Source organism: Litorivivens lipolytica, from assembly GCF_014191715.1.
Lineage (GTDB): Bacteria > Pseudomonadota > Gammaproteobacteria > Pseudomonadales > Spongiibacteraceae > Litorivivens > Litorivivens lipolytica.
Genome location: NZ_JACHWY010000003.1, coordinates 306,727 through 326,440, shown reverse-complemented (window position 1 = coordinate 326,440; position 19,714 = coordinate 306,727). Strand labels below are relative to the sequence as shown.

21 protein-coding genes are annotated in these 19,714 nt (G+C 56.1%); 16 read left to right on the top strand and 5 right to left on the bottom strand.

What is annotated here, in order from left to right:
• Positions 1-2: 2 nt before the first annotated feature.
• The 7 genes from FHR99_RS13750 to FHR99_RS13720 all read left to right on the top strand — a co-directional run bounded on the left by FHR99_RS13750 (position 3) and on the right by FHR99_RS13720 (position 4,852).
• Complete coding sequence (locus FHR99_RS13750) at positions 3-1,622, top strand: long-chain-fatty-acid--CoA ligase (RefSeq protein WP_183411284.1); 1,620 nt, start codon at positions 3-5, stop codon at positions 1,620-1,622.
• Positions 1,623-1,652: 30 nt separating this feature from the next.
• Positions 1,653-2,165 (top strand): shikimate kinase, encoded by a 513-nt coding sequence (locus FHR99_RS13745; protein ID WP_183411283.1) that lies wholly within the window; start codon positions 1,653-1,655, stop codon positions 2,163-2,165.
• Between the two features lie 24 nt (positions 2,166-2,189).
• Entirely contained in the window at positions 2,190-3,047 is an 858-nt protein-coding gene (gene purU / locus FHR99_RS13740; RefSeq protein ID WP_183411282.1) for a formyltetrahydrofolate deformylase, read from the top strand.
• Between the two features lie 156 nt (positions 3,048-3,203).
• The gene (locus FHR99_RS13735) at positions 3,204-3,662 is read left to right on the top strand and encodes a BLUF domain-containing protein (protein ID WP_183411281.1); all 459 of its coding nucleotides are present in this window, start codon (positions 3,204-3,206) and stop codon (positions 3,660-3,662) included.
• A 3-nt stretch (positions 3,663-3,665) separates the two neighbouring features.
• The gene (locus FHR99_RS13730) at positions 3,666-4,049 is read left to right on the top strand and encodes a DUF1304 domain-containing protein (protein ID WP_183411280.1); all 384 of its coding nucleotides are present in this window, start codon (positions 3,666-3,668) and stop codon (positions 4,047-4,049) included.
• Positions 4,050-4,052: 3 nt separating this feature from the next.
• Entirely contained in the window at positions 4,053-4,460 is a 408-nt protein-coding gene (locus FHR99_RS13725) for a DCC1-like thiol-disulfide oxidoreductase family protein (RefSeq protein WP_183411279.1), read from the top strand.
• A gap of 26 nt (positions 4,461-4,486) precedes the next feature.
• Positions 4,487-4,852 carry an MmcQ/YjbR family DNA-binding protein gene (locus FHR99_RS13720; RefSeq protein ID WP_183411278.1) on the top strand — a complete coding sequence of 122 codons (366 nt, stop codon included), beginning with the start codon at positions 4,487-4,489 and terminating at the stop codon, positions 4,850-4,852.
• 66 nt (positions 4,853-4,918) lie between these two features.
• Here the strand turns inward: FHR99_RS13720 and FHR99_RS13715 are convergent, their stop codons facing one another.
• Positions 4,919-7,159: an arginine/lysine/ornithine decarboxylase gene (locus FHR99_RS13715; RefSeq protein WP_183411277.1), complete on the bottom strand. Its 2,241-nt coding sequence runs from the start codon at positions 7,157-7,159 to the stop codon at positions 4,919-4,921.
• Between the two features lie 218 nt (positions 7,160-7,377).
• Between FHR99_RS13715 and FHR99_RS13710 the strand changes: the two genes are divergently transcribed.
• The 7 genes from FHR99_RS13710 to FHR99_RS13680 all read left to right on the top strand — a co-directional run bounded on the left by FHR99_RS13710 (position 7,378) and on the right by FHR99_RS13680 (position 12,074).
• The gene (locus FHR99_RS13710; protein WP_183411276.1) at positions 7,378-7,638 is read left to right on the top strand and encodes a DUF202 domain-containing protein; all 261 of its coding nucleotides are present in this window, start codon (positions 7,378-7,380) and stop codon (positions 7,636-7,638) included.
• A 20-nt stretch (positions 7,639-7,658) separates the two neighbouring features.
• The gene (locus FHR99_RS13705) at positions 7,659-7,904 is read left to right on the top strand and encodes a DUF2164 domain-containing protein (RefSeq protein WP_183411275.1); all 246 of its coding nucleotides are present in this window, start codon (positions 7,659-7,661) and stop codon (positions 7,902-7,904) included.
• A gap of 27 nt (positions 7,905-7,931) precedes the next feature.
• Positions 7,932-8,324 carry a hypothetical protein gene (locus tag FHR99_RS13700; RefSeq protein ID WP_183411274.1) on the top strand — a complete coding sequence of 131 codons (393 nt, stop codon included), beginning with the start codon at positions 7,932-7,934 and terminating at the stop codon, positions 8,322-8,324.
• On the top strand, positions 8,324-9,274 hold the full coding sequence (locus tag FHR99_RS13695; RefSeq protein WP_183411273.1) for a calcium/sodium antiporter: 951 nt from the start codon (positions 8,324-8,326) through the stop codon (positions 9,272-9,274). Before FHR99_RS13700 ends, FHR99_RS13695 begins: the two co-directional genes overlap by 1 nt.
• Positions 9,275-9,414: 140 nt before the next feature.
• Positions 9,415-10,224, top strand: a complete 810-nt coding sequence (locus tag FHR99_RS13690) for a mechanosensitive ion channel family protein (RefSeq protein ID WP_183411272.1) — start codon at positions 9,415-9,417, stop codon at positions 10,222-10,224.
• A 133-nt stretch (positions 10,225-10,357) separates the two neighbouring features.
• On the top strand, positions 10,358-11,125 hold the full coding sequence (locus FHR99_RS13685) for a hypothetical protein (RefSeq protein WP_183411271.1): 768 nt from the start codon (positions 10,358-10,360) through the stop codon (positions 11,123-11,125).
• A gap of 4 nt (positions 11,126-11,129) precedes the next feature.
• A complete protein-coding gene (locus FHR99_RS13680) occupies positions 11,130-12,074 on the top strand; it encodes an arginase family protein (protein ID WP_183411270.1) in 945 nt (314 codons plus the stop codon).
• On the opposite strand, the gene FHR99_RS13675 is transcribed toward FHR99_RS13680, so the two are convergent.
• A complete protein-coding gene (locus FHR99_RS13675) occupies positions 12,047-12,895 on the bottom strand; it encodes a pirin family protein (protein ID WP_183411269.1) in 849 nt (282 codons plus the stop codon). The two genes, FHR99_RS13680 and FHR99_RS13675, sit on opposite strands and share 28 nt — an antisense overlap.
• 170 nt (positions 12,896-13,065) lie before the next feature.
• Here FHR99_RS13675 and FHR99_RS13670 point away from each other — a divergent pair, with 170 nt between their 5' ends.
• Positions 13,066-14,415 (top strand): MATE family efflux transporter, encoded by a 1,350-nt coding sequence (locus FHR99_RS13670; RefSeq protein WP_183411268.1) that lies wholly within the window; start codon positions 13,066-13,068, stop codon positions 14,413-14,415.
• An 18-nt stretch (positions 14,416-14,433) separates the two neighbouring features.
• Here the strand turns inward: FHR99_RS13670 and FHR99_RS13665 are convergent, their stop codons facing one another.
• On the bottom strand, positions 14,434-15,900 hold the full coding sequence (locus tag FHR99_RS13665) for a protein adenylyltransferase SelO (protein ID WP_183411267.1): 1,467 nt from the start codon (positions 15,898-15,900) through the stop codon (positions 14,434-14,436).
• A 140-nt stretch (positions 15,901-16,040) separates the two neighbouring features.
• On the opposite strand from FHR99_RS13665, the gene FHR99_RS13660 reads away from it, so the two are divergent.
• Positions 16,041-17,165 carry a DUF819 family protein gene (locus FHR99_RS13660; RefSeq protein WP_183411266.1) on the top strand — a complete coding sequence of 375 codons (1,125 nt, stop codon included), beginning with the start codon at positions 16,041-16,043 and terminating at the stop codon, positions 17,163-17,165.
• 17 nt (positions 17,166-17,182) lie between these two features.
• On the opposite strand, the gene ntrC is transcribed toward FHR99_RS13660, so the two are convergent.
• Positions 17,183-18,619 (bottom strand): nitrogen regulation protein NR(I), encoded by a 1,437-nt coding sequence (gene ntrC / locus FHR99_RS13655; RefSeq protein ID WP_183411265.1) that lies wholly within the window; start codon positions 18,617-18,619, stop codon positions 17,183-17,185.
• On the bottom strand, positions 18,616-19,695 hold the full coding sequence (gene glnL, locus FHR99_RS13650) for a nitrogen regulation protein NR(II) (protein WP_183411264.1): 1,080 nt from the start codon (positions 19,693-19,695) through the stop codon (positions 18,616-18,618). The genes ntrC and glnL overlap by 4 nt, the downstream gene beginning before the upstream one ends.
• Between the last annotated feature and the right edge of the window lie 19 nt (positions 19,696-19,714).

Sequence of the window (19,714 nt, the reverse complement as noted above, 5' to 3'; positions counted from 1 at the left end):
TCATGCTTGCGCCCATGATGGAAAGCCCCCTGCTGATTTCAGGTCTGCTGGAATTTGGTGTTGTCAGCCACCCGGAGGCTGAAATTGTCAGCCGCAAGGTTGAGGATGGCAGTATTCACAGAATTACCCAGGGCGAGGCGGCCAAGCGCACTCGCCAGCTCGCCAATGCCCTGCTCAACTGGGGCATCAAACCCGGTGACCGAGTGGCCACGCTGGCCTGGAATACCTGGCGTCACTACGAGGTGTATTACGGCGTAGCCGGCATCGGTAGCGTATGCCATACCATTAACCCGCGCCTCTTCCCTGAGCAGCTCGAATACATCTTCAACCACGCGGAAGACCGCCTGCTGTTTATCGACATCAACCTCCTGCCCATCATTGAGCCCTTGATCGACAAACTGCCCCACCTGCAGGCCATTGTGGTGATGAGCGACAAGGAGCACATGCCTGACAGCAAGATCGACAACCTGATCTGCTACGAAGATTTTATTGCGCCGCACAGCGAAGAATTCGAATGGCCGCAGTTTGATGAAAGCACGCCCTGCTCGCTGTGCTATACCTCCGGCACCACCGGCAACCCCAAGGGTGTGATGTACACCCACCGCTCAACCGTACTGCACGCCATGGCGAGCCTGCATGCACAGGTGCTGGATATTCAGTCGGACACGGTCATTCTGCCGGTCGTGCCCATGTTCCACGTCAACGCCTGGGGCCTGCCCTATGCGGTAACCATCACCGGTGCCAAGCTGGTATTCCCCGGTGCGGCGATGGATGGCGCCAGTTTGTGGGAGCTGATCGAGTCTGAATCACCCACCCTGCTGGCAGGGGTGCCCACTGTTTGGCTCGGCCTCTTGAATCACCTCGACAGCATCAACCAAAAGCTCGACAGCGTTGAGCGGGTCATCGTGGGTGGCTCTGCTGCGCCGCTCTCCATGATCAAAGCCTTTGATGAAAAACACGATGCTTTCTTGCTGCACGCCTGGGGTATGACGGAGATGTCGCCCATCGGCACCGTCAACGCACCCAACAAAAAGCTGCTGAGCCTGCCCAAAGAGGAGCGCTACAAAAAACAGCAGAAGCAGGGCAAGCCGGTCTACGGCGTTGAAATGAAAATTATCGATGATGAGGGCAAAGAGCTGCCCCGCGACGGTAAGGCTTACGGCCGCTTGATGGTGCGCGGGCCGTGGATCGTAAACAGTTACTACAAGAGCGACAAGCTCGCGACTGAAGATGGCTGGTTTGATACCGGGGATGTGGCCACCATCGACACGGACAACATGATGCAGATCGTGGACCGTAGCAAAGACGTGATCAAATCCGGCGGTGAGTGGATCAGCTCCATCGATCTGGAAAACGTCGCCGTGGGTCACCCGGCCATTGCCGAGGCCTGCGTAATCGGCATTCCTCATGAGAAGTGGCAGGAGCGGCCATTGCTACTTGCCGTACTAAAAGACGGTGCCAGCGCCACCAAAGAAGAGGTGCTGGACTACCTCAAACCGCAGCTTGCCAGCTTCTGGTTGCCCGACGATGTGGTGTTCCGCGATTCGCTGCCCCACACAGCCACTGGCAAGCTACTGAAAGTGCCGCTGCGTGAAGAGTACGCAGACCACTATATCAAGTAGGCAATACCAAGTGAGCTATATCAGAAAGTCATGAGCGAGCGCAGCAATATCACGCTGATTGGAATGCCGGGGGCGGGTAAAAGCACTCTCGGCATTCTGCTTGCCAAAGCGCTCGCCAAGGACTTTCTCGATACCGATGTGCTGATCCAGCAGCGCGAGGGCCGCACCTTGCAGGATTACCAACAGGAACATGGGCTGGAGGCCTTTCAGGCTATAGAAGCGGATGTGCTGTGTAATCTCTCTGTCCACAACTGCGTTATCGCCACTGGCGGCAGCGCCGTGTATTCCGAAGCCGCCATGCAGGCCCTCGCGCTGCACTCTCGTATCGTGTTTATCGATGTGCCCCTCGACGTTCTGAGCAAGCGCATTCACAATATGGAGAGTCGTGGCATCGTTCAAAAACCTGGGCAGGATTTTTCAGCGCTCTACCGCGAGCGTTGGCCGCTGTATGAGCGCGCCGCGGAGATCAGGATAGACACCGACCACCATGCGATGGACGCCGTTCTGGCCCTGATGATTGATCGTTTGAATAAGCACGTATAAACCACTGCAGTACACGGATAGCACATGGCAGAAACACCCTACGTACTCACCTTCAAATGCCCCGACCAGCTCGGCATACTCGCGCGCGTGTCGAATCTGATGTATCAGCGCGGCGCGTTTATTACCGAAGTGGCACAGTACTCTGACCCCTACAGCAACGCCTTCTTCTCCCGAATGGTGTTCGACGATCGCAGTCTCGGTTGCGATATGCAGGATTTTGTCGAGGAGCTGAAAACTCTCGCCCAGCGTCTGAACATGGACTACCGCCTACGCCCTATTGCGCAAAAGCCGCGCATACTGCTGGCGGTATCGAAAGACGATCACTGCCTGAATGTACTGCTCACCAAATGGCGGTCAGGCGCTCTGCCTGCCGAGATTGTGGGTGTATTCTCCAACCACGAAGACTGCCGAGGTTTGGTTGAGTGGTACGGCATTCCCTTTCATCACTTGCCGATTACTGCAGAAACCAAACCTCAACAGGAAGCCCAAATCCTGGCCCTCATGGAACAGGAAAAGGCCGAGCTGCTGGTGCTGGCGCGCTACATGCAAATTCTGTCAGATGATCTATGCGGTAAACTCGAGGGCCGCGCCATTAATATTCATCACTCTTTCCTGCCCAGTTTCAAAGGGGCAAGACCCTACCACCAGGCTCACAGTCGCGGTGTAAAAGTGATTGGCGCGACCGCCCACTACGTCACCGCCGATCTCGATGAAGGCCCGATCATTGTTCAGGAAGTGAAGCCGGTTAACCACACCTTTACCATCGAACAACTGGTACACCTCGGACACGACATAGAAGCCACTGCACTCTCACATGCGGTGAGATTGCACTGCGAAGAACGCATTGTGTTGAATGGGGATAAGACGGTTATTCTGCAGTAAACCGCGCTGATTGCCTGAAAGATCTAAGCGTTAAATAGCAAAAGCTAGCGATATGTAAATCAGCAGGGTGCCCAGCTTAATAAATTATGCAGGGTGCGATTCTGTGGTCAGTTCAGCCGGGGCTGGCGGCTTTTGTGAGGAAAAATAGAGGTGGTTATGACATCTGACGAATCCGTAGGAGATCTGGTTCACTACATATACGCGAGTGCTGCGACAGAAGAGTTTACGCCGGAAGAATTGGATGAGCTTTTGTCGGTGGCCAGGTGGAACAATGAGGAGCTTGGCGTTACCGGCATGCTATTGTATGAAAAAGGTTCGTTCTTCCAGATACTTGAAGGCCGCCCCGAGGTGGTGGGGCCGCTTTACGAAAAAATTAGCGCCGATAAGCGGCATTCTAAACTCATAAAACTGATATTCGAACCGATCGAGGCAAGGAGTTTTGCGAACTGGAGCATGGGTCGTGCTGCGGTATCGACCAAGCAGCTTTCTGAAATCGAAGGTCTGAACGATTTCTTCCAGTCTGGCAGGTGTTTCACCGAGCTGGATGACGGACGTGCAAAGAAACTCCTGCAATCTTTCAAGGAAGGCCGGTGGCGTGCAGCTATTGGGGAGTAAATTATGAGTTTGTTGGCAAATCTGATCACTTTTCTTGTTGCGATATTTCATATCGCTATCTTGGTTCTGGAAATGTTCTTCTGGGATCACCCCGTCGGGCATAAGGTATTCGGTATGACGCCGGATGTGGCTCAAGCCTCAGCGGTGCTTGCGATGAATCAGGGGCTCTATAACGGGTTTCTGGCGGCGGGTTTGATCTGGGGGCTTATAGCGTCTCGCACTGATGTCAAAGTTTTCTTCCTTTGCTGCGTTGTGGTGGCCGGCGTTTTTGGTGGGCTTACGGCAAAGCCGAGCATTATTTTTACTCAGGGCTTGCCCGCACTTCTGGCACTGGTGTTGCTACTTCTAAGTAATCGGAATACGGCGAATGACAGTGCTGGGAAGTAAGGAATGGATCGAGAAGACATTCTCCTGGTGTACGACGGCGAGTGCCCGGTTTGTCATGCTTACTGCCAGCTTGTGAATATCCGTGAGAGTATGGGCTCTCTTCGACTAATTAATGCCCGAGAAAGTAGTCGTGTCACGGAAGAGATCACTGCGCTAGGACTGGATATTGATCAGGGCATGGTGCTTAAGGTGGGTGGAGAGTTCTACTACGGCGCGGATGCTCTGCACGCCTTGGCTTTAATGGGTAGCCGGTCAGGTGCGTTCAATCGCCTGAATTATTGGATGTTTAAATCCAAGGCCGTATCCACATTTCTCTATCCTGTACTCAGGTTCTTTCGGAACTTGTTGTTGAAGACTTTAGGTAAATCCAAAATCAACAACATAAAAGCTGAAGGCAATACAAAATTCTGAGTATTGCCGATAAAGGATCTGCCACTATGACGCGCGAAGAGTTTAATCGCTACTGTGCATCGCTATCGTCGACGACTCATGTCGTTCAATGGGGGGGAGCGGATGTGTGGAAGGTGGGTGGAAAGGTGTTCGCGATTGGCGGTTGGAGCAAGAGCGATTCGCTGGCAGTCACCTTCAAAGCTTCAGAGCACAACTACGAAGTGCTAAAAGATCGTAGCGGGTTTCAGCCGGCGCCTTATCTCGCGTCACGCGGTATGAAGTGGATTCAACAGACGGATACGTCAAGCGAGCTTGAGTACGAGCTCAAATACTATATCGATGAGTCTCACCGTATCGTTGCGATGGGCTTAAGTAAGGTAAAGCGGAAAGCGTTGGGGCTTTATCAAGAGTGATGTCTCCTCTCGATGCCCGCAAGCAAAGGCCTGCGGATATTGAGAGATCTAATCCAGCCTGAAACGTCAGTCCCGTACGCAGTCGATAAAGTACTCCACCTTGCCATCGCGCGATTCTTTTACGAGGCCGTGAATGTCGGTCTCAAAGCCCGGGAATTGCTCGTTAAAGGTTCGCGCAAAACGCAGGTATTCGACGATGGTTTTATTGAAGCGCTCGCCCGGAATAAGCAGCGGAATGCCGGGCGGGTAGGGTGTAACCAGCATGGCAGTAATGCGGCCTTCAAGCTCGTCGATCGGCACGCGCTCAATATCCCGGTGAGCCATTTTCGCCCAGGCATCGGAGGGGCGCATGGCCGGGGTCAGGTCGCTGAGGTACATTTCTGTGGTTAGGCGAGCAACATCATGCTGAGCATATACGCCGTGAATTTGATCGCACAAATCGCGTAGCCCCATGGCTTCGTAGCGCGGATGCTTGGCAATAAACTCCGGCATGCAGCGCCACAGGCGGGTGTTCTGGTCGTAGCAATCCTTGAACTGCTGCAGTTCGGTGACCAGTGTGTTCCAGCGGCCTTTGGTGATGCCGATGGTAAACATGATAAAGAAGGAATACAGGCCACACTTCTCGACAATGATGCCGTGCTCGCTCAGGTATTTGGTGAGTATGCCGGCGGGAATACCTTGTTCGGCGAAATCCCCATCCACGTCGAGGCCGGGGTTGATGATGGTCGCCTTGATCGGGTCCAGCATATTGAATCCATCGGCCAGATTGCCGAAGCCGTGCCAGCGATCATTGGGTTTTAGCGTCCAGTTTTCCTGCGGGCCCATGCCTTCTTCGGCTAGATAGTCGGGCCCCCACACTTTAAACCACCAATCAGCTCCCCATTCCTCGTCGACCTTGCGCATGGCGCGCCTGAATTCCATCGCCTCGGCAATGGATTCCTCGACCAGAGCGGTGCCGCCCGGCGGCTCCATCATCGCCGCCGCGACATCGCAGGATGCGATAATCGAGTACTGCGGTGAGGTTGAGGTGTGCATCAAATACGCTTCGTTAAACAGGTCTTTATCCAGTTTACGGTTGCTGGAATCCTGCACCAGGATTTGGGAGGCCTGTGAAATGCCAGCGAGCAGTTTGTGCGTACTTTGAGTGGCGAAGACCATGGACTCGTCGCAGCGTCTACGGTCTTCACCGATGGCGTGATAGTCGCCGTAGAAGTCATGGAAGGCCGCATGCGGCAACCACGCCTCATCAAAGTGCAGCGTATCGATTTTGCCATCCAGCTCTTCTTTGATTTCTTCGACGTTATACAGCACGCCGTCATAGGTGCTTTGGGTAATGGTCAGTACCCGTGGCTTGGCATTCTTGTCAGTGACAAAGGGGTTTTTGGCGATCTTCTTCTGAATGTTTTCCCAGTTGAATTCGCTTTTCGGGATAGGCCCGATAATGCCGAAGTTATTGCGCGTTGGCATCAGGAAGATCGGAATGGCGCCGGTCATAATGATTGAGTGCAGAATCGACTTATGGCAGTTGCGATCGACCACTACAATGTCGCCGGCGGCCACTGTCGAGTTCCAGACAATCTTGTTGGAGGTTGAGGTGCCGTTGGTGACAAAGAATAGGTGGTCGGCATGAAAAATCCGCGCCGCATTGCGCTCGCTGGCGGCGACTGGCCCGGTGTGATCCAGCAGCTGACCCAGCTCGTCTACCGCATTACAAACATCGGCGCGCAGCATGTTTTCACCAAAGAACTGGTGGAACATATGGCCAACCGGGCTCTTCAGAAAGGCGACACCACCGGAGTGGCCGGGGCAATGCCAGGAATAGGAACCATCTGCCGCGTAATCAACCAGCGCACGAAAAAACGGCGGCGCCAGATTGTTCATATAGGCGCGCGCCTCGCGAACCACATAGCGCGCGATAAACTCTGGCGTATCCTCAAACATATGAATGAAGCCGTGCAGCTCGCGCAGTATGTCGTTGGGGATATGCTGGGAGGTTCGCGTCTCACCATAGAGGAAGATCGGAATATCGGGGTTGCGATGACGCAGTTCCGCTACAAAGTCGCGCAACTGCTGCAGGGTGGTGTCGGCGTGCTCATCGCTGAACTCTTCGTCATCTATGCTGAGGATAAAACAGGAGGCTCTGGCCTGCTGTTGAACAAACGACGTCAGATCACCGTAGCTGGTAACGCCCAGCACTTCCATGCCCTCATCCTCGATGGGCTTGACCAGTGAGCGGATGCCCAGGCCGGAGGTGTTCTCGGACCGGAAATCTTCATCGATAATGATGATGGGGAACTGGAAGCGCATAAGTAAACCTTATCTTATCAAGTGGGGCTGCAAGGGAGGGCTTCAGGTTACGGCGGGCGTGGTAGCCCATGGCGGTATATCGTGTCCTTTTCCCCCCTATCAAGTCAAGCAAGCAGGCTGCGGCTGTCAGGGTTATTAACCCGAGTTTATATCGGGCTTGCATTACGCATCTTGTGTGGCTTAATCCCTCATGAAACCCTACTTTTCAGGCAGCCAAGATGGACACGCTTCGAGATAAACTCGCCATGGAGCGAACCGAGCTGGCCAACGAAAGAACCTTTCTGGCCTATGTGCGTACATCGCTGTCGCTGATTGCCGGGGCGGCGGTGCTTTTTCAGTTCTTTGCGAGCGTCGAGGCTTACGTTGTGCTGGCGTGGGTGCTGGCCGTTTTTGGGGTGGTCGTGCTGCTGGTTGGCATTTACCGTTTTCGCACCGTCAGCAAGAAATTGAAACAGCAGGCAGGTACAGATACCCGCTAATTTACCTTTAGGGATAGATAATGGAAGACATCAAGTTCTCGCCGGACGAGACAGACAGGATTGTAGCCAAGCTCAAGCGCTACTTTGAAGATGAGTTAGGGCAGGAGATCGGCGCCTTTGAAGCGGAGTTTCTGATGGAGTTTATTGCCAAGGAGATGGGGCCTTACTTTTATAACCGCGGTCTGATGGATGCCCATGCGTTGTTCGCTGAAAAGACTGAGGAAATTGGCTATCTGGTGCAGGAGTTGGAGCGCCCCGTTAGCTAGCCACTGCAACAATAATGAGGAGTTGCTGTGAACAAATGGACGGGCTTCATTTTTCTGTTAGGTGCACTGCTGCTGGCAGGCTTGTTCTTTGCCTTGAGGCCCGCCCCGCAACCGGATACCCTGGCAGCCCCGCTGCCCGCTCAAACCTTTGCTTTCACAGTTGAAGGAGGACACCTCGTAGGCGGGCCAGCCACCGTGCCCCTGACTCAGGGCACGCCGATTACGCTGCGCTTCCTCGCCAGTGGGAAAGATGAGGTCCATCTACACGGCTACGATCTGAAGGTAAAACTGGAACCGAGCGAGCCAGCAGACATCCACTTTCTTGCAGACAAGAGTGGCCGCTTTGAGGTGGAATTGCACAAATCGCACGCCACATTATTTGCGTTAGAAGTGCGGCCTCGCCACGACAGGATAAATTGATGTTGGATTTGCTCTACTTGCTGATAGGCGTCTTGCTGCTGACCGCCGGTGGCGAAGCACTTATCAGAGGTTCGCTCGCGGCGGCTAATCGCCTCGGTATTTCGCCCTTATTGAGTGGTTTGCTTATTGTAGGTTGCGGCACCTCGGCGCCGGAGCTGGTGGTGTCTATTGAGGCCGCACTCAGTGCCCAGCCCGATATCGCAGTGGGCAATGTGGTGGGTAGTAATATCGGCAATGTTCTGCTGATACTCGGCGTTTGTGCCTTGATTTCACCGTTGGCGGTCAAATCGCTGGTACTGCGTCGCGATGCGGTGACCGTGGTTATGGCCAGTATACTGTTTGTAGTGCTGGTGGGCGGTGAGGCCCTGGTCCGGTTTGATGCAGCGATTTTTCTTCTTGCGCTAGCGGCTTATTTTATCTGGGCTTATTCGACCGAGCGCTCCGGCGAGGCTCCCTCGGCGGAATTGCATATCGCAGAAGGCGAGGAAGTCTCGCTTCTTCCAAAAAGTACGCTCTGGATTGTGGCTGCCATTTTTCTGGGTCTGGTCTTATTGGTTTCCGGCTCTCAGGTGTTGTTGAAAGGGGCTGTGGGTATTGCCCAGTCAATGGGCGTGTCGGAAGCTGTTGTTGGCTTGACCATAGTGGCGGTGGGTACATCGCTACCCGAATTTTCTATCTCAGTCATCGCAGCTTTGCGCCGACATGCAGACGTGGCGATAGGCAATGTACTGGGCAGCAATATATTCAATCTCCTCGGTATACTCGGTGTTTCAGCTTTGCTCCAGCCGCTGCCGGTTCACGAGCGGATACTGCAGTTTGATCAGTGGGTGATGCTTGGAACCTCGCTGGTCCTGTTGCTTTTTCTCTATACCGGGCGCCGGCTCAGTCGGGTGGAAGGTGGCTTGCTGTTGCTGGGCTATGCGGCCTATGTGGGTTTCAGTTTTATATAGTTTGGTGCATAGCGGCGTTATGTGAAATGAAATCGTGACGTTGGCCGGTTATTCTTCTCATTTTCGGGGATTCTCCCGTCGAACTAGTTTCGGCGGATCTATGCTTAACGTCTAAATATTCTGAAGAAGGAGAGCTATCTATGAACTCGGAAGAAGTCGTTAATCAGGGGGTCGAACTGGTTCTGACCTACGGCCCTAAATTAGTCGCTGCCATCGCCGTCTTTGTTATCGGTGGCTGGGTCATTAACTTGCTCGTACGCGGTGTGCAGGCGGGAATGGAAAAGAGTGGCATTGATGCCTCCCTTCGTCCGTTTCTGGTCGGAATAATCCGCACGTTATTGAAGGTCATGCTGGTGATCAGCGTGCTTGGCATGCTGGGCATCGAAATGACCTCCTTTATCGCCGTGCTCGGTGCTGCCGGCTTGGCAGTTGGTATGGCCTTGTCCGGTACTCTGCAAAACTTTGCCGGCGGTGTTGTCATTCTCCTGTTCAAACCCTTCAAGGTCGGTGATTTTATCGACGCTCAGGGTTACAGCGGCACCGTGTCCCAGATACAGATTTTCAATACCATTCTGAAAACCCCCGACAACAAAACCATCATCATTCCCAATGGGGATCTCTCGACCTCCTCGATGACTAACTTCTCCGCCGAGCCCAAGCGCAGAGTCGACTGGACCATCGGAGTGGCCTACGGTGAAGACCTCGACAAAGTTCGCAGTGTGATCCAGAAATTGTGCGAAGAGGATGAGCGTATCTTGAAAGATCCGGCAGTGTTTATTGCTGTATCGGCGTTAGCAGACAGCTCGGTGAATTTTGCCGTGCGCGCGTGGGTGAATGCGGGTGACTTGTGGGGTGTGTTCTTTGATATGAACGAGAGGGTGTACAAAACCTTTACGCAGGAAGGTATCGGTATTCCCTTTCCGCAGGTGGATGTGCATATACAGCAGTAATCGCTTACCATGCTGAAAGCATGATCTTTGTGCAAGCCCGGGAAGTGCCCGCTTCGACGTGTTTCTCGGGTTCTATCTTCTGGATCGCGCCAGCCACGTACTGAAAAAATCTTTGAGCATAGGTGAAATCGTAATGGCCGAACAAATCATCAGGGTGTCTGACGATTTCTGGAACATCCGCGGTGATTTCAAAATCGGTGGTGTTTTGAATATCGGTACGCACACGTCACTGGTGCGTTTGCAGAATGGCCGCTTTGTCTTTCTGGATGCCTATACCCTGAGTGGTGACATTAAAGCCACGGTGGATGAGATCACCGAGAAAGGCGCGCTGCTGGATGCCATTATCAACCTACACCCCTTTCATACGGTGCATGTGTCAGCAGCTCATGCGATGTACCCTGAGGCGAAGCTGTTCGGCACCCGTCGCCATGTTGAGAAATTTCCCGATTTACCTTGGCAGCCTGTGCGGGTGGAGTCTGAGGAATTTGCGGCGGCTTATGCGGAGGATTTTGAATTTTCCATTCCTGCGGGTGTGGATTTTATTTCCAGCAATGAAAACTTGCACTTTTCTTCAGTACTGGCCTATCACAAGGCATCAAAGACCATTCATGTAGATGACACCCTGATGTATCTGCCGCTGCCGGGTTTGATTGGCAAGCTGCGTGCGCCCAGGGTGGGTTTGCACCCGACCCTGTCGCGGACGCTTGAGAAGCGTGCCGGGGCGGTTTCTGATTTTAGAAATTGGGCAAAGCAGTTGGCTTATGCCTGGGGCGACGCAGAGAATTTGTGCGCGGCCCATTCGGCGACAATTCTGCGCGAAGGAGATATGGCCGGGCAGATCCGTGCTGCATTGGGGCGCGTAGAAAAAACCTTGAAAAAGCACGAGAAGAAATACGGCTGACCCTGTGACCCCGCTTATTTTTGATCCGATCTACAGCCAGCTGGAGCTGCCGGATCGGCACCGCTTTCCCATTGAGAAATACCGTGCACTGCGCGATGCGCTGCTGGCCGGTGGTGCCTTGCCTTCACAGTTTATGCGGCCGAAGCCCGTGGCACCTGCGTTGATTGGTAACGAACTGAGTGAGCGCTATATTCAGCAGTTTGTGGCGGGAGAGCTAGATCGTCAGGCCATGCGTCGCATCGGGTTTCCCTGGTCGGATCAGTTGGTGAAGCGAACTTTCACGGCGGTGGGTGGCACCATTCTGGCGGGGGCTTTGTCACTGGAGCGCGGCCGCGCAATTAATTTGACCGGTGGCTATCATCACGCCTTTTACGATTACGGTGCGGGCTTTTGCATCGTCAACGATCTCTATCTTTCTGCGCTCAACCTGATTCAACATTACGGCATCAAGCGTGTACTGATTTTTGATTGCGATGTGCATCAGGGCGATGGCACTGCCAGCCTGGCGCAGGCGCGCGAGGATATTTTCACCGTGTCGCTGCACGGGGAAAAGAATTTTCCCTTTCGCAAAAAACAGTCGGATATTGATGTGGCTCTGCCGAAAGGCACGACGGATGACGACTACCTTGCTGCTGTCGAAGCAACGCTGGAGCAGGCGCTGACCGAATTCAGGCCGGAGGCGGTGATTTACGACGCTGGCGCCGATGTTCATGTGAACGATGATCTCGGGCATTTTGAGATCAGTACACAGGGTGTGTATGAGCGCGATCGCTTGGTATTTGCGCGCTGCGAAGCGGCTGGCTTGCCGGTATCGGCGGTGATTGGTGGTGGTTACCAGCGCGACATTGAGGCGCTGGTAGAAGTACACAGCCAGTTGTTTTACGCGGCCGGAGTGTGTCCGCGGTTAACAGGCGATCAGACTCAGGCGGTCAGCGCGCCGCTGCGGTAGTCCTGAATCGCCTGTTCGATTTCTTCGGCGGTATTCATCACAAACGGTCCGTAGTGGGCGATGGGTTCGCCCAGCGGCTCGGCGGCCAGCACCAGTGCGCGGCTCTTTTCGCCACCTCCTTTCAGCACAATCTCGTCGCCGCCTTGCAGTCGGGCCAGCTCACCGCGTTCGACAACACGCTCGCCCCCTGCGGCGGGTAGTGATACACCACCTTCGTACACATAGACCAGAACCGTAGCGCTGGCGCTGACCGGAATGCGGGCCTGTACTGTTCCGCTAATGTGCAGGTCGATGGCCAGGGGGTGGGTGGCGACGCCCTGCACCGGTCCCTGAACGCCCTTGACTGCGCCGGCAATGACGCGCCCATTGACGCCGGGTTCCGGTTGCCAGTTCGGAATGTCGTGTGCCTGATATTCCCGGTACTGCGGATCGTCCATTTTGTTGCGCGCGGGCAAGTTGAGCCACAATTGAAAGCCATGCAGCCGGCCTTCGCTTTGTTCCGGCATCTCGGAATGCAAAATACCGCGCGCGGCACTCATCCATTGCACCCCGCCGGCTTCGATCACCCCTTCATTGCCGAGGTGGTCGCGATGGCGCATGCGGCCTTCCAGCATCAGTGTGACGGTTTCAAAGCCGCGATGCGGGTGCTCGGGGAAGCCGCCGATGTAATCGCTGGCATCGTCGCTGGCAATTTCGTCGAGCATCAGAAACGGATCGAGGATGCCGAATTGACCGGGTGGTGCGACCCGCTGAATGCGAACACCGTCCCCATCGCGGCTGGGCCGGCTGGGGTAGATCGCTTGCAGTTGTCGTGTGGCCATGGAATGCCTCCTCTGTTGCCTTGCAATTCTCCACGTCTGAGCCCCGGAAAGAAGTCATGATTTTTGCAAAACTGCTTCGGTATTTCTGCAAAGCCTCGCGCCAGCAGCGGTGCTGGCCTCTGTGGATTGGCCCCGGTATCATCCCGGGCTTTTAAGCCAAATCCTGCCTTATGACTGTCTCGCGCCGAGAACTTAACGCCCTGCTTGCTCTTGCCGTGCCGATTCTCGGTGGCCAGCTGGCGCAGACGGCCAATGGCTTTGTCGACACGGTTATGGCGGGGCGGGTCAGCGCCAACGATCTGGCGGCGGTGGCGGTGGGCGCCAGCGTTTGGGTGCCCCTGTACTTATTTATGACCGGTGTGCTGATGAGCGTGACGCCGATCCTGTCGCGGCATCTGGGCGGTGAGCGCCACGAGCGCATTAATCCGCTGGCCCAGCAGGCCTTGTGGCTGTCGCTGGGGCTGGGGGCGCTGGGCTTTTTGGTGCTGCGCAGCATGGGCCCGGTGCTCAACATCATGGATGTCGATGCGGCTATTCGACCGTTGGTGGATGATTACCTCAAGGCCCTGAGCTGGGGTATGCCCGGAGCGGCCCTGTGGCTGGCGTTGCGCAGTTATACCGAGGCCATGTCGCATAGCCGGCCGGTGTTGTGGATCAGTGTGATCGGTCTGCTGGTTAACATTCCCTGCAATTACGTTCTGATCTACGGCAAGTTCGGTTTTCCCGAGCTGGGCGGTGTCGGTTGCGGCTGGGCGACATCGCTGGTGTTGTGGCTGATGGCGCTCCTGATGGCAGGCTATATCGCCGTGAACCGGGTCTACCAGCAGGCGCGATTGAGTCTGCGTGAGCGGCACCTAGAGTGGAGCACTCTGTTTTACATGTTGCGCTTGGGTTTGCCGGTGGGGCTGTCGATTTTTTTCGAGGTCAGTATTTTCTCGGTCATTGCCCTGCTGATTAGTCGTCTGGGCGCGGAGACGGTAGCCGGTCATCAGATCGCATTGAATTTTACGGCGCTGATTTTTATGGTGCCATTGAGCTTTGCGCTAGCGACAACTGTGAGAGTCGGAAGAGCGCGCGGGCGGGAAGATCGCGACGCGCTACGTGCGGCGGTGAAAACCTCGATGCAGGTCAGCATTGCAATTGGTTTGCTGGCGTCGGTATTACTGTTGCTGGCGCGGCATCATATTCCGCTTATTTACACGGACAACCACGCGGTACATGCGCTGGCAGCCCACCTGCTGATATTTGCTGCGCTGTATCAAGTGTCGGATGCGATACAGGTCTGGGCCAGCGGTTGCCTGCGAGGTTTTGAAGATACCGCCTGGCCGATGGTGCTGACCCTGCTGTCCTATTGGGGTATCGGATTGCCGCTGGGTTATGTGCTGGGACTTACTGACATTCTGGTGCCAGCGATGGGGCCGAGTGGTTTCTGGATTGGTTTGGTGGCCGGACTCAGTGGTGCGGCCATACTATTGGGTGTTCGGCTGATTTGGCGTATGCGGCAGCCCTTGTCGCAATGACGGACTGGAGGGTAAGGCTTAAGTACCACAGAAAGTTTGCTTTACCACTTCCTGTGGCGCTGCCGGGCGCGCGTAGTCCAGATTATCCGGGTTGTCGGTGAAGGGCTCGCGCAGCACCTCCCGCAATGTGTGAAAAACAGAGAAGTCGCCTTGGTTGCCCGCCTGAATGGCCTCTTCTACCCGGTGGTTGCGGGGAATAAACAGGGGGTTGCTGGTGCGCATGGTTTCGATGCGCTCGCTTTCTGGCTGTGTGCTGTCAGCAAAGCGTGTTTGCCAGCGCGCCAGCCAGCTATCAAAGGCGGGGCTGAAGTCCCAGAGGGTTTTTACGCTGCTTGTGCCGGCGGCGCGTTCGTACAACCGGCGAAAGGCGAGTGTGAAATCAGCGCGTTCGGTTTTCAATAATTCCAGTAAGTCAGTCACCAGCGCATCGTCTTCGTCGCGGTAGTCACTGAGCCCCAATTTGCGGGTGAGTACATGTTGGTAGGCCGCTACATGCAGGTCGGGGTAGCTATTGATTTCGGCCTGCGCAATTTTCACTGCCTCGTCTTCATCGTCGTGCAGCAACGGTAATAGCGCCTGAGCCAGCCCCGCCAGATTCCAGTGGCCTATGTGTGGCTGGTTGCCATAAGCATAGCGGCCGCCGTGATCGATCGAGCTGAATACGGTGGCTGGATCAAACGCTTCCATAAAGGCGCAGGGGCCGTAGTCGACGGTTTCACCGCAGAGCAGCATATTGTCGGTGTTCATGACGCCGTGAATAAAGCCGAGCCCCTGCCACTTGGCGATCAGTTTCGCCTGCCGCTCAATGATATTGCGTAGCAGCGCCTGAGTAGGGTTGTCAGATTCGCGGCAGTCGGGGTAGTGGCGCTCGATGACGTGATCGCACAGGGCGCGCAGTCCGTCGGTATCTTTGCGCGAGGCAAAAAACTGTACGGTGCCGACGCGAATATGACTGCTGGCCACGCGGGTGAGGATGGCGCCGGGCAAGGCAGAATCCCGATACACTTCTTCGCCGGTAGTGACAGCGGCCAGTGCGCGGGTGGTGGGCACGCCGAGGGTGTGCATAGCTTCGCTGAGCAGATATTCACGCAACACCGGCCCGAGCGGTGATTTGCCATCGCCGCCGCGAGAATAGGGCGTGCGACCGGAACCTTTCAGCTGCACATCGTAACGCTGCTGGTTTTGCGCAATCACTTCGCCGATCAGCAGGGCGCGACCGTCGCCGAGCTGGGGGTTCCAGTTGCCGAATTGAAAGCCGGCGTAGACGGTCGCGATGGGGTCTGCGGAATCCGGGAAGGCCTTGCCGCTGAGCATGTCGAGACCGGCGGCGGAGCGCAGCCATTCCGCGTCTATCTCCAGAAACTTTGCAAGCTCGTCGTTCACCGCGATCAGCTCCGGCGCGGGAACGGTGTCGGCTCCCTGACGGTGAAAGAAATGGTCAGGGAGGGTGGTGTATAAGTTCTGAAATGCGGGCGCTTTTGACATAGAAATTCATGCGGGAAATGGAAGGCATCACTTTACCATTTCAGGGCCCTTACTTGCGAAGGGCGCGTGCCTTGCGCAGAATGGGCGCGCAATGACGGTTTTGTCTAAAACCTCTTTAAACAATAACAACAGGTAGTTCCATGACGCTGCTCGCTCCCACCGATTCCATGGCTGTTCTCGCCCTTGTGCTTGTGATTGTTGCGCTGGGCATGGCGATGGAAAACCGGCCGCGCATCGGCCAGTTTGGTGTGCTCTTTATTATTCTGTTTCCGGCGCTGTTGAGTGCGCTGGATATACTGCCGAGAGCGGCGACGGTCTACGGCATTGTGGTGCAGGACTTTGTGCCGTTGTCGCTGCCGATGCTGCTGTTTCAGGCGGACCTGCGTCGTATCTGGCGCGAATCCGGACGCGTCATTATCGCCTTTTTGGGGGCGGCGCTGGCGACGGTTATTGGCGCCCTGATTGCACTGCCGCTGGTAAACCTGGGGGCCGAGGAAGGCGTCTGGGTGGGTATTCTGACCGCGGGCTTTATTGGCGGCAGCGCCAATGCCGGTTCGGTGGCGGTGGCTATGAACAAGGCCTCAGACCCGATGATGGGCGTGGCGGTCGCGTCGGTGTTTGCGGTGGCAGTGCCTTTTCTCGCCTTGCTGCTCAGTCTGCCCAATATGCCGCGCCTGTGGCGCTTGTTCAGCCCTCAGCCTTTAGAGCATGTGACCTTGCCGGGCGCGGGCGGCGGCGTCAGCAGCCGGGGCATCACATCCTTGAGTTTGGCGAGCTCGCTGGCCTTGAGTGCGGTGATTGTGGCGGTGAGCGATATCACCGCCCAGTGGCTGGATTACGGGCCCGCCAAGTTTCTGATGATCACCTTGTTGAGTGTACTGTTTGCGACTTTACTGCCGCGTCAGGCTGCGCGCCTGACTGGCCACTACGAGCTGGGACAAATTCTGATTTACTGCTTTTTTGCGGTGATTGGGGTGCAGATCAATTTTGTATTGGCGATGACGGAAGGTGCGGAGATCATGCTGTTCACCGCCATTCTACTCACGGTGCATCTGGTGCTGCTGTCGGTGTTTGGCCGCCTGCTGAAACTGAACGGCGCGGAACTGGCTGTGGCGTCCAACGCCTGTATTCTCAGCCCGCCAACGGCGGCGGCCATGGCGGTGGCACGGGGCTGGCATGCGCTGGTGACCCCCGCCATTCTCTGTGGCGTATTTGGCTACGCCATTGCCAATCTGGTTGGCATTACGCTGGCTGAGTTTTTGTAGGGCTTAACTTTGCGCCCTCAGTCGTCCAGATCGTCTCCGCCCATACCCAGTTCCTTGATCTTGCGAGTCAGGGTATTGCGGCCCCAGCCCAGCAGGTTTGAGGCATCCCGGCGCCGGCCCTGAGTGTAGTGCAGGGCGGCTTCAATCATGATGCGCTCAAACTGTGGTACCGCTCTGTCCAGCAAGCGGTCGCGTCCCAGCAGCAACTCCTGATCAGCCCAGTGTCGCAGGTTGTCCTGCCAGTGCACGCTGGGCAGGCCGGGGCTTGCTTCGTCGTCTTTGGCCGGTTGCTCCAGCATTTCCGGCGGCAGATCGTTGATGTGAATATCGCGACCTGAGGCCATAACCGTCAGCCAGCGACAGGTATTTTCCAGCTGGCGCACGTTGCCCGGCCAGGGCAGTTTCATCAGGTATTCTTCTGCTTCCGGACGCAGCCGTTTCGGTTCCACGTTGAGTTCGGTGGCGGCCTGTTTGAAGAAATGTTTCACCAGCATCGGAATATCTTCGCGCCGCTCGGCGAGCCGCGGAATGTGGATGCGGATAACGTTCAGGCGGTGAAACAAGTCTTCCCGGAATTTGTGGGCCTGCACCAGTTTTTCCAGATCCTGGTGGGTGGCGGCGATGATGCGCACGTCCACCTTGACCGAGGTGTGGCCGCCAACCCGGTAGAACTCGCCGTCGGCCAGCACGCGCAGCAGGCGGGTCTGGGTTTCGGCCGGCATATCACCGATTTCATCGAGAAACAGGGTGCCGCCGTTGGCCTGTTCAAAGCGACCGCGACGCTGGGCGCCGGCGCCAGTGAAGGCGCCTTTTTCGTGGCCGAACAATTCCGACTCCATCAGGTCGCGCGGAATAGCGGCCATGTTCAGGGCGATAAAGGGCTTGTCGGCACGGGGGCTGTGACGGTGCAGGGCGTGGGCGACCAGTTCCTTACCGGTGCCCGATTCGCCGTTGATCATTACGGTGATATTGGAGTGGGCGAGGCGGCCGATGGCGCGGAAGACCTCTTGCATCGCCGGGGCTTCACCAATGATTTCCGGTGTTTCGTAATTGTCTGCGGCAGGGGCCGCGCCTTTCCGTTTGTTGGTATGTTCCAGCGCACGCTGAACCGTGGCGACCACTTCGTCCACGTCAAAAGGCTTGGGCAGGTATTCAAAGGCTCCGCCCTGATAGGAGGCGACGGCGCTGTCGAGATCCGAGTGGGCGGTGGTGATAACGACCGGCAGGCCCTGATAGTTTTCGGTGATTTTGGTGAGCAGATCCAGCCCATCGATGCCGGGCATGCGGATATCGCTGATGATGGCGTCGGGGATGCCGGTATCCAGTTGAGTCAGCAGTTCGTCGCCGCTTTCAAAGCTTTGGGTGGTGATGCTGGCCTGATTGAGGGCTTTTTCCAGTACCCAGCGTATTGATCGGTCATCGTCTGCGATCCAGACGGTATGCGGCTTGCTCATGCGGCGGACTCCAGAGGGATATTGAGCGTGAACACGGTGTTGCCGGGTTCGCTCGAGCATTCAATCAGTCCACGGTGACGGTTTATGATGGACTGTGAGATAGACAGGCCCAGGCCGGTACCTTCGGGGCGACCGCTGACCATGGGCAGGAAAATGGCCTCGCGCACGCTGTCGGCGATGCCGGGGCCGTTGTCGATAACGTCGACCCGACACACCAGCTTGTAGCGATGCGAGCCAATGGTGAATTGGCGCAGGGTGCGGGTGCGAAGCACGATGCGCGGATTGTCGACTTGGTTGTTCTGTTGCTGCAGAGCCTGCACGGCGTTGCGTACGATGTTTAGCGTCGCCTGAATCAGCTGCTCGCGGTCGGCAACCAGCTCGGGGATGCTGGGGTCATAGTCGCGTACAACCTGAATACCGCCGGCACCTTCCGCCTCCACCAGATGCCGCACCCGCTCCAGCACCTCGTGAATATTGGTGGGCTCCATTTTCAGACTCTGGTTGGGGCCGAGCATGTTGTCGACCAGATTGCGCAGGCGGTCGGCCTCTTCAATGATGATATTGGTGTAGTCGGAGAGGCTTTCGTCGGGCAGTTCCCGGGCCAGCAGCTGGGCCGCTCCGCGCAGGCCGCCGAGCGGATTTTTGATCTCGTGGGCCAGTCCGCGCACCAGTACCCGGGCGTGCTCCTGACTGGAGAACAAACCCTCTTCGCGGCTTATCCGCAGCAGGCGGTCCAGCGGTTGCAGTTCAATGATCAGGGATTTGCGGCCATTGGCCTCGTAGACCGGCGTCACCGCAAAATCGACGGTGATCTTGTCGCCGGTCTGCAGTGACAGCTGGGCTTCGCGCTTGGTATAGGCGTTGAAGTTGTTGATGGCGTCGAGCAGGTTGATCATGGCGTCTTCCGGCTCGTAAAACAGCTTGGTAACCGAGTGACCAGTCATGCGCAGCCGCGAAACCGCCAGCAGGGCTTCTGCGGCTGGATTCAGGTAACTCACCGTCAGATTCGGTTCGACCAGAATGATCGCCGTCTTGAGGTTATCGAGTATGCGGTGGTGCAGGTTGTCCGGTGCCATGCGGGTGTTTGAACTCCTT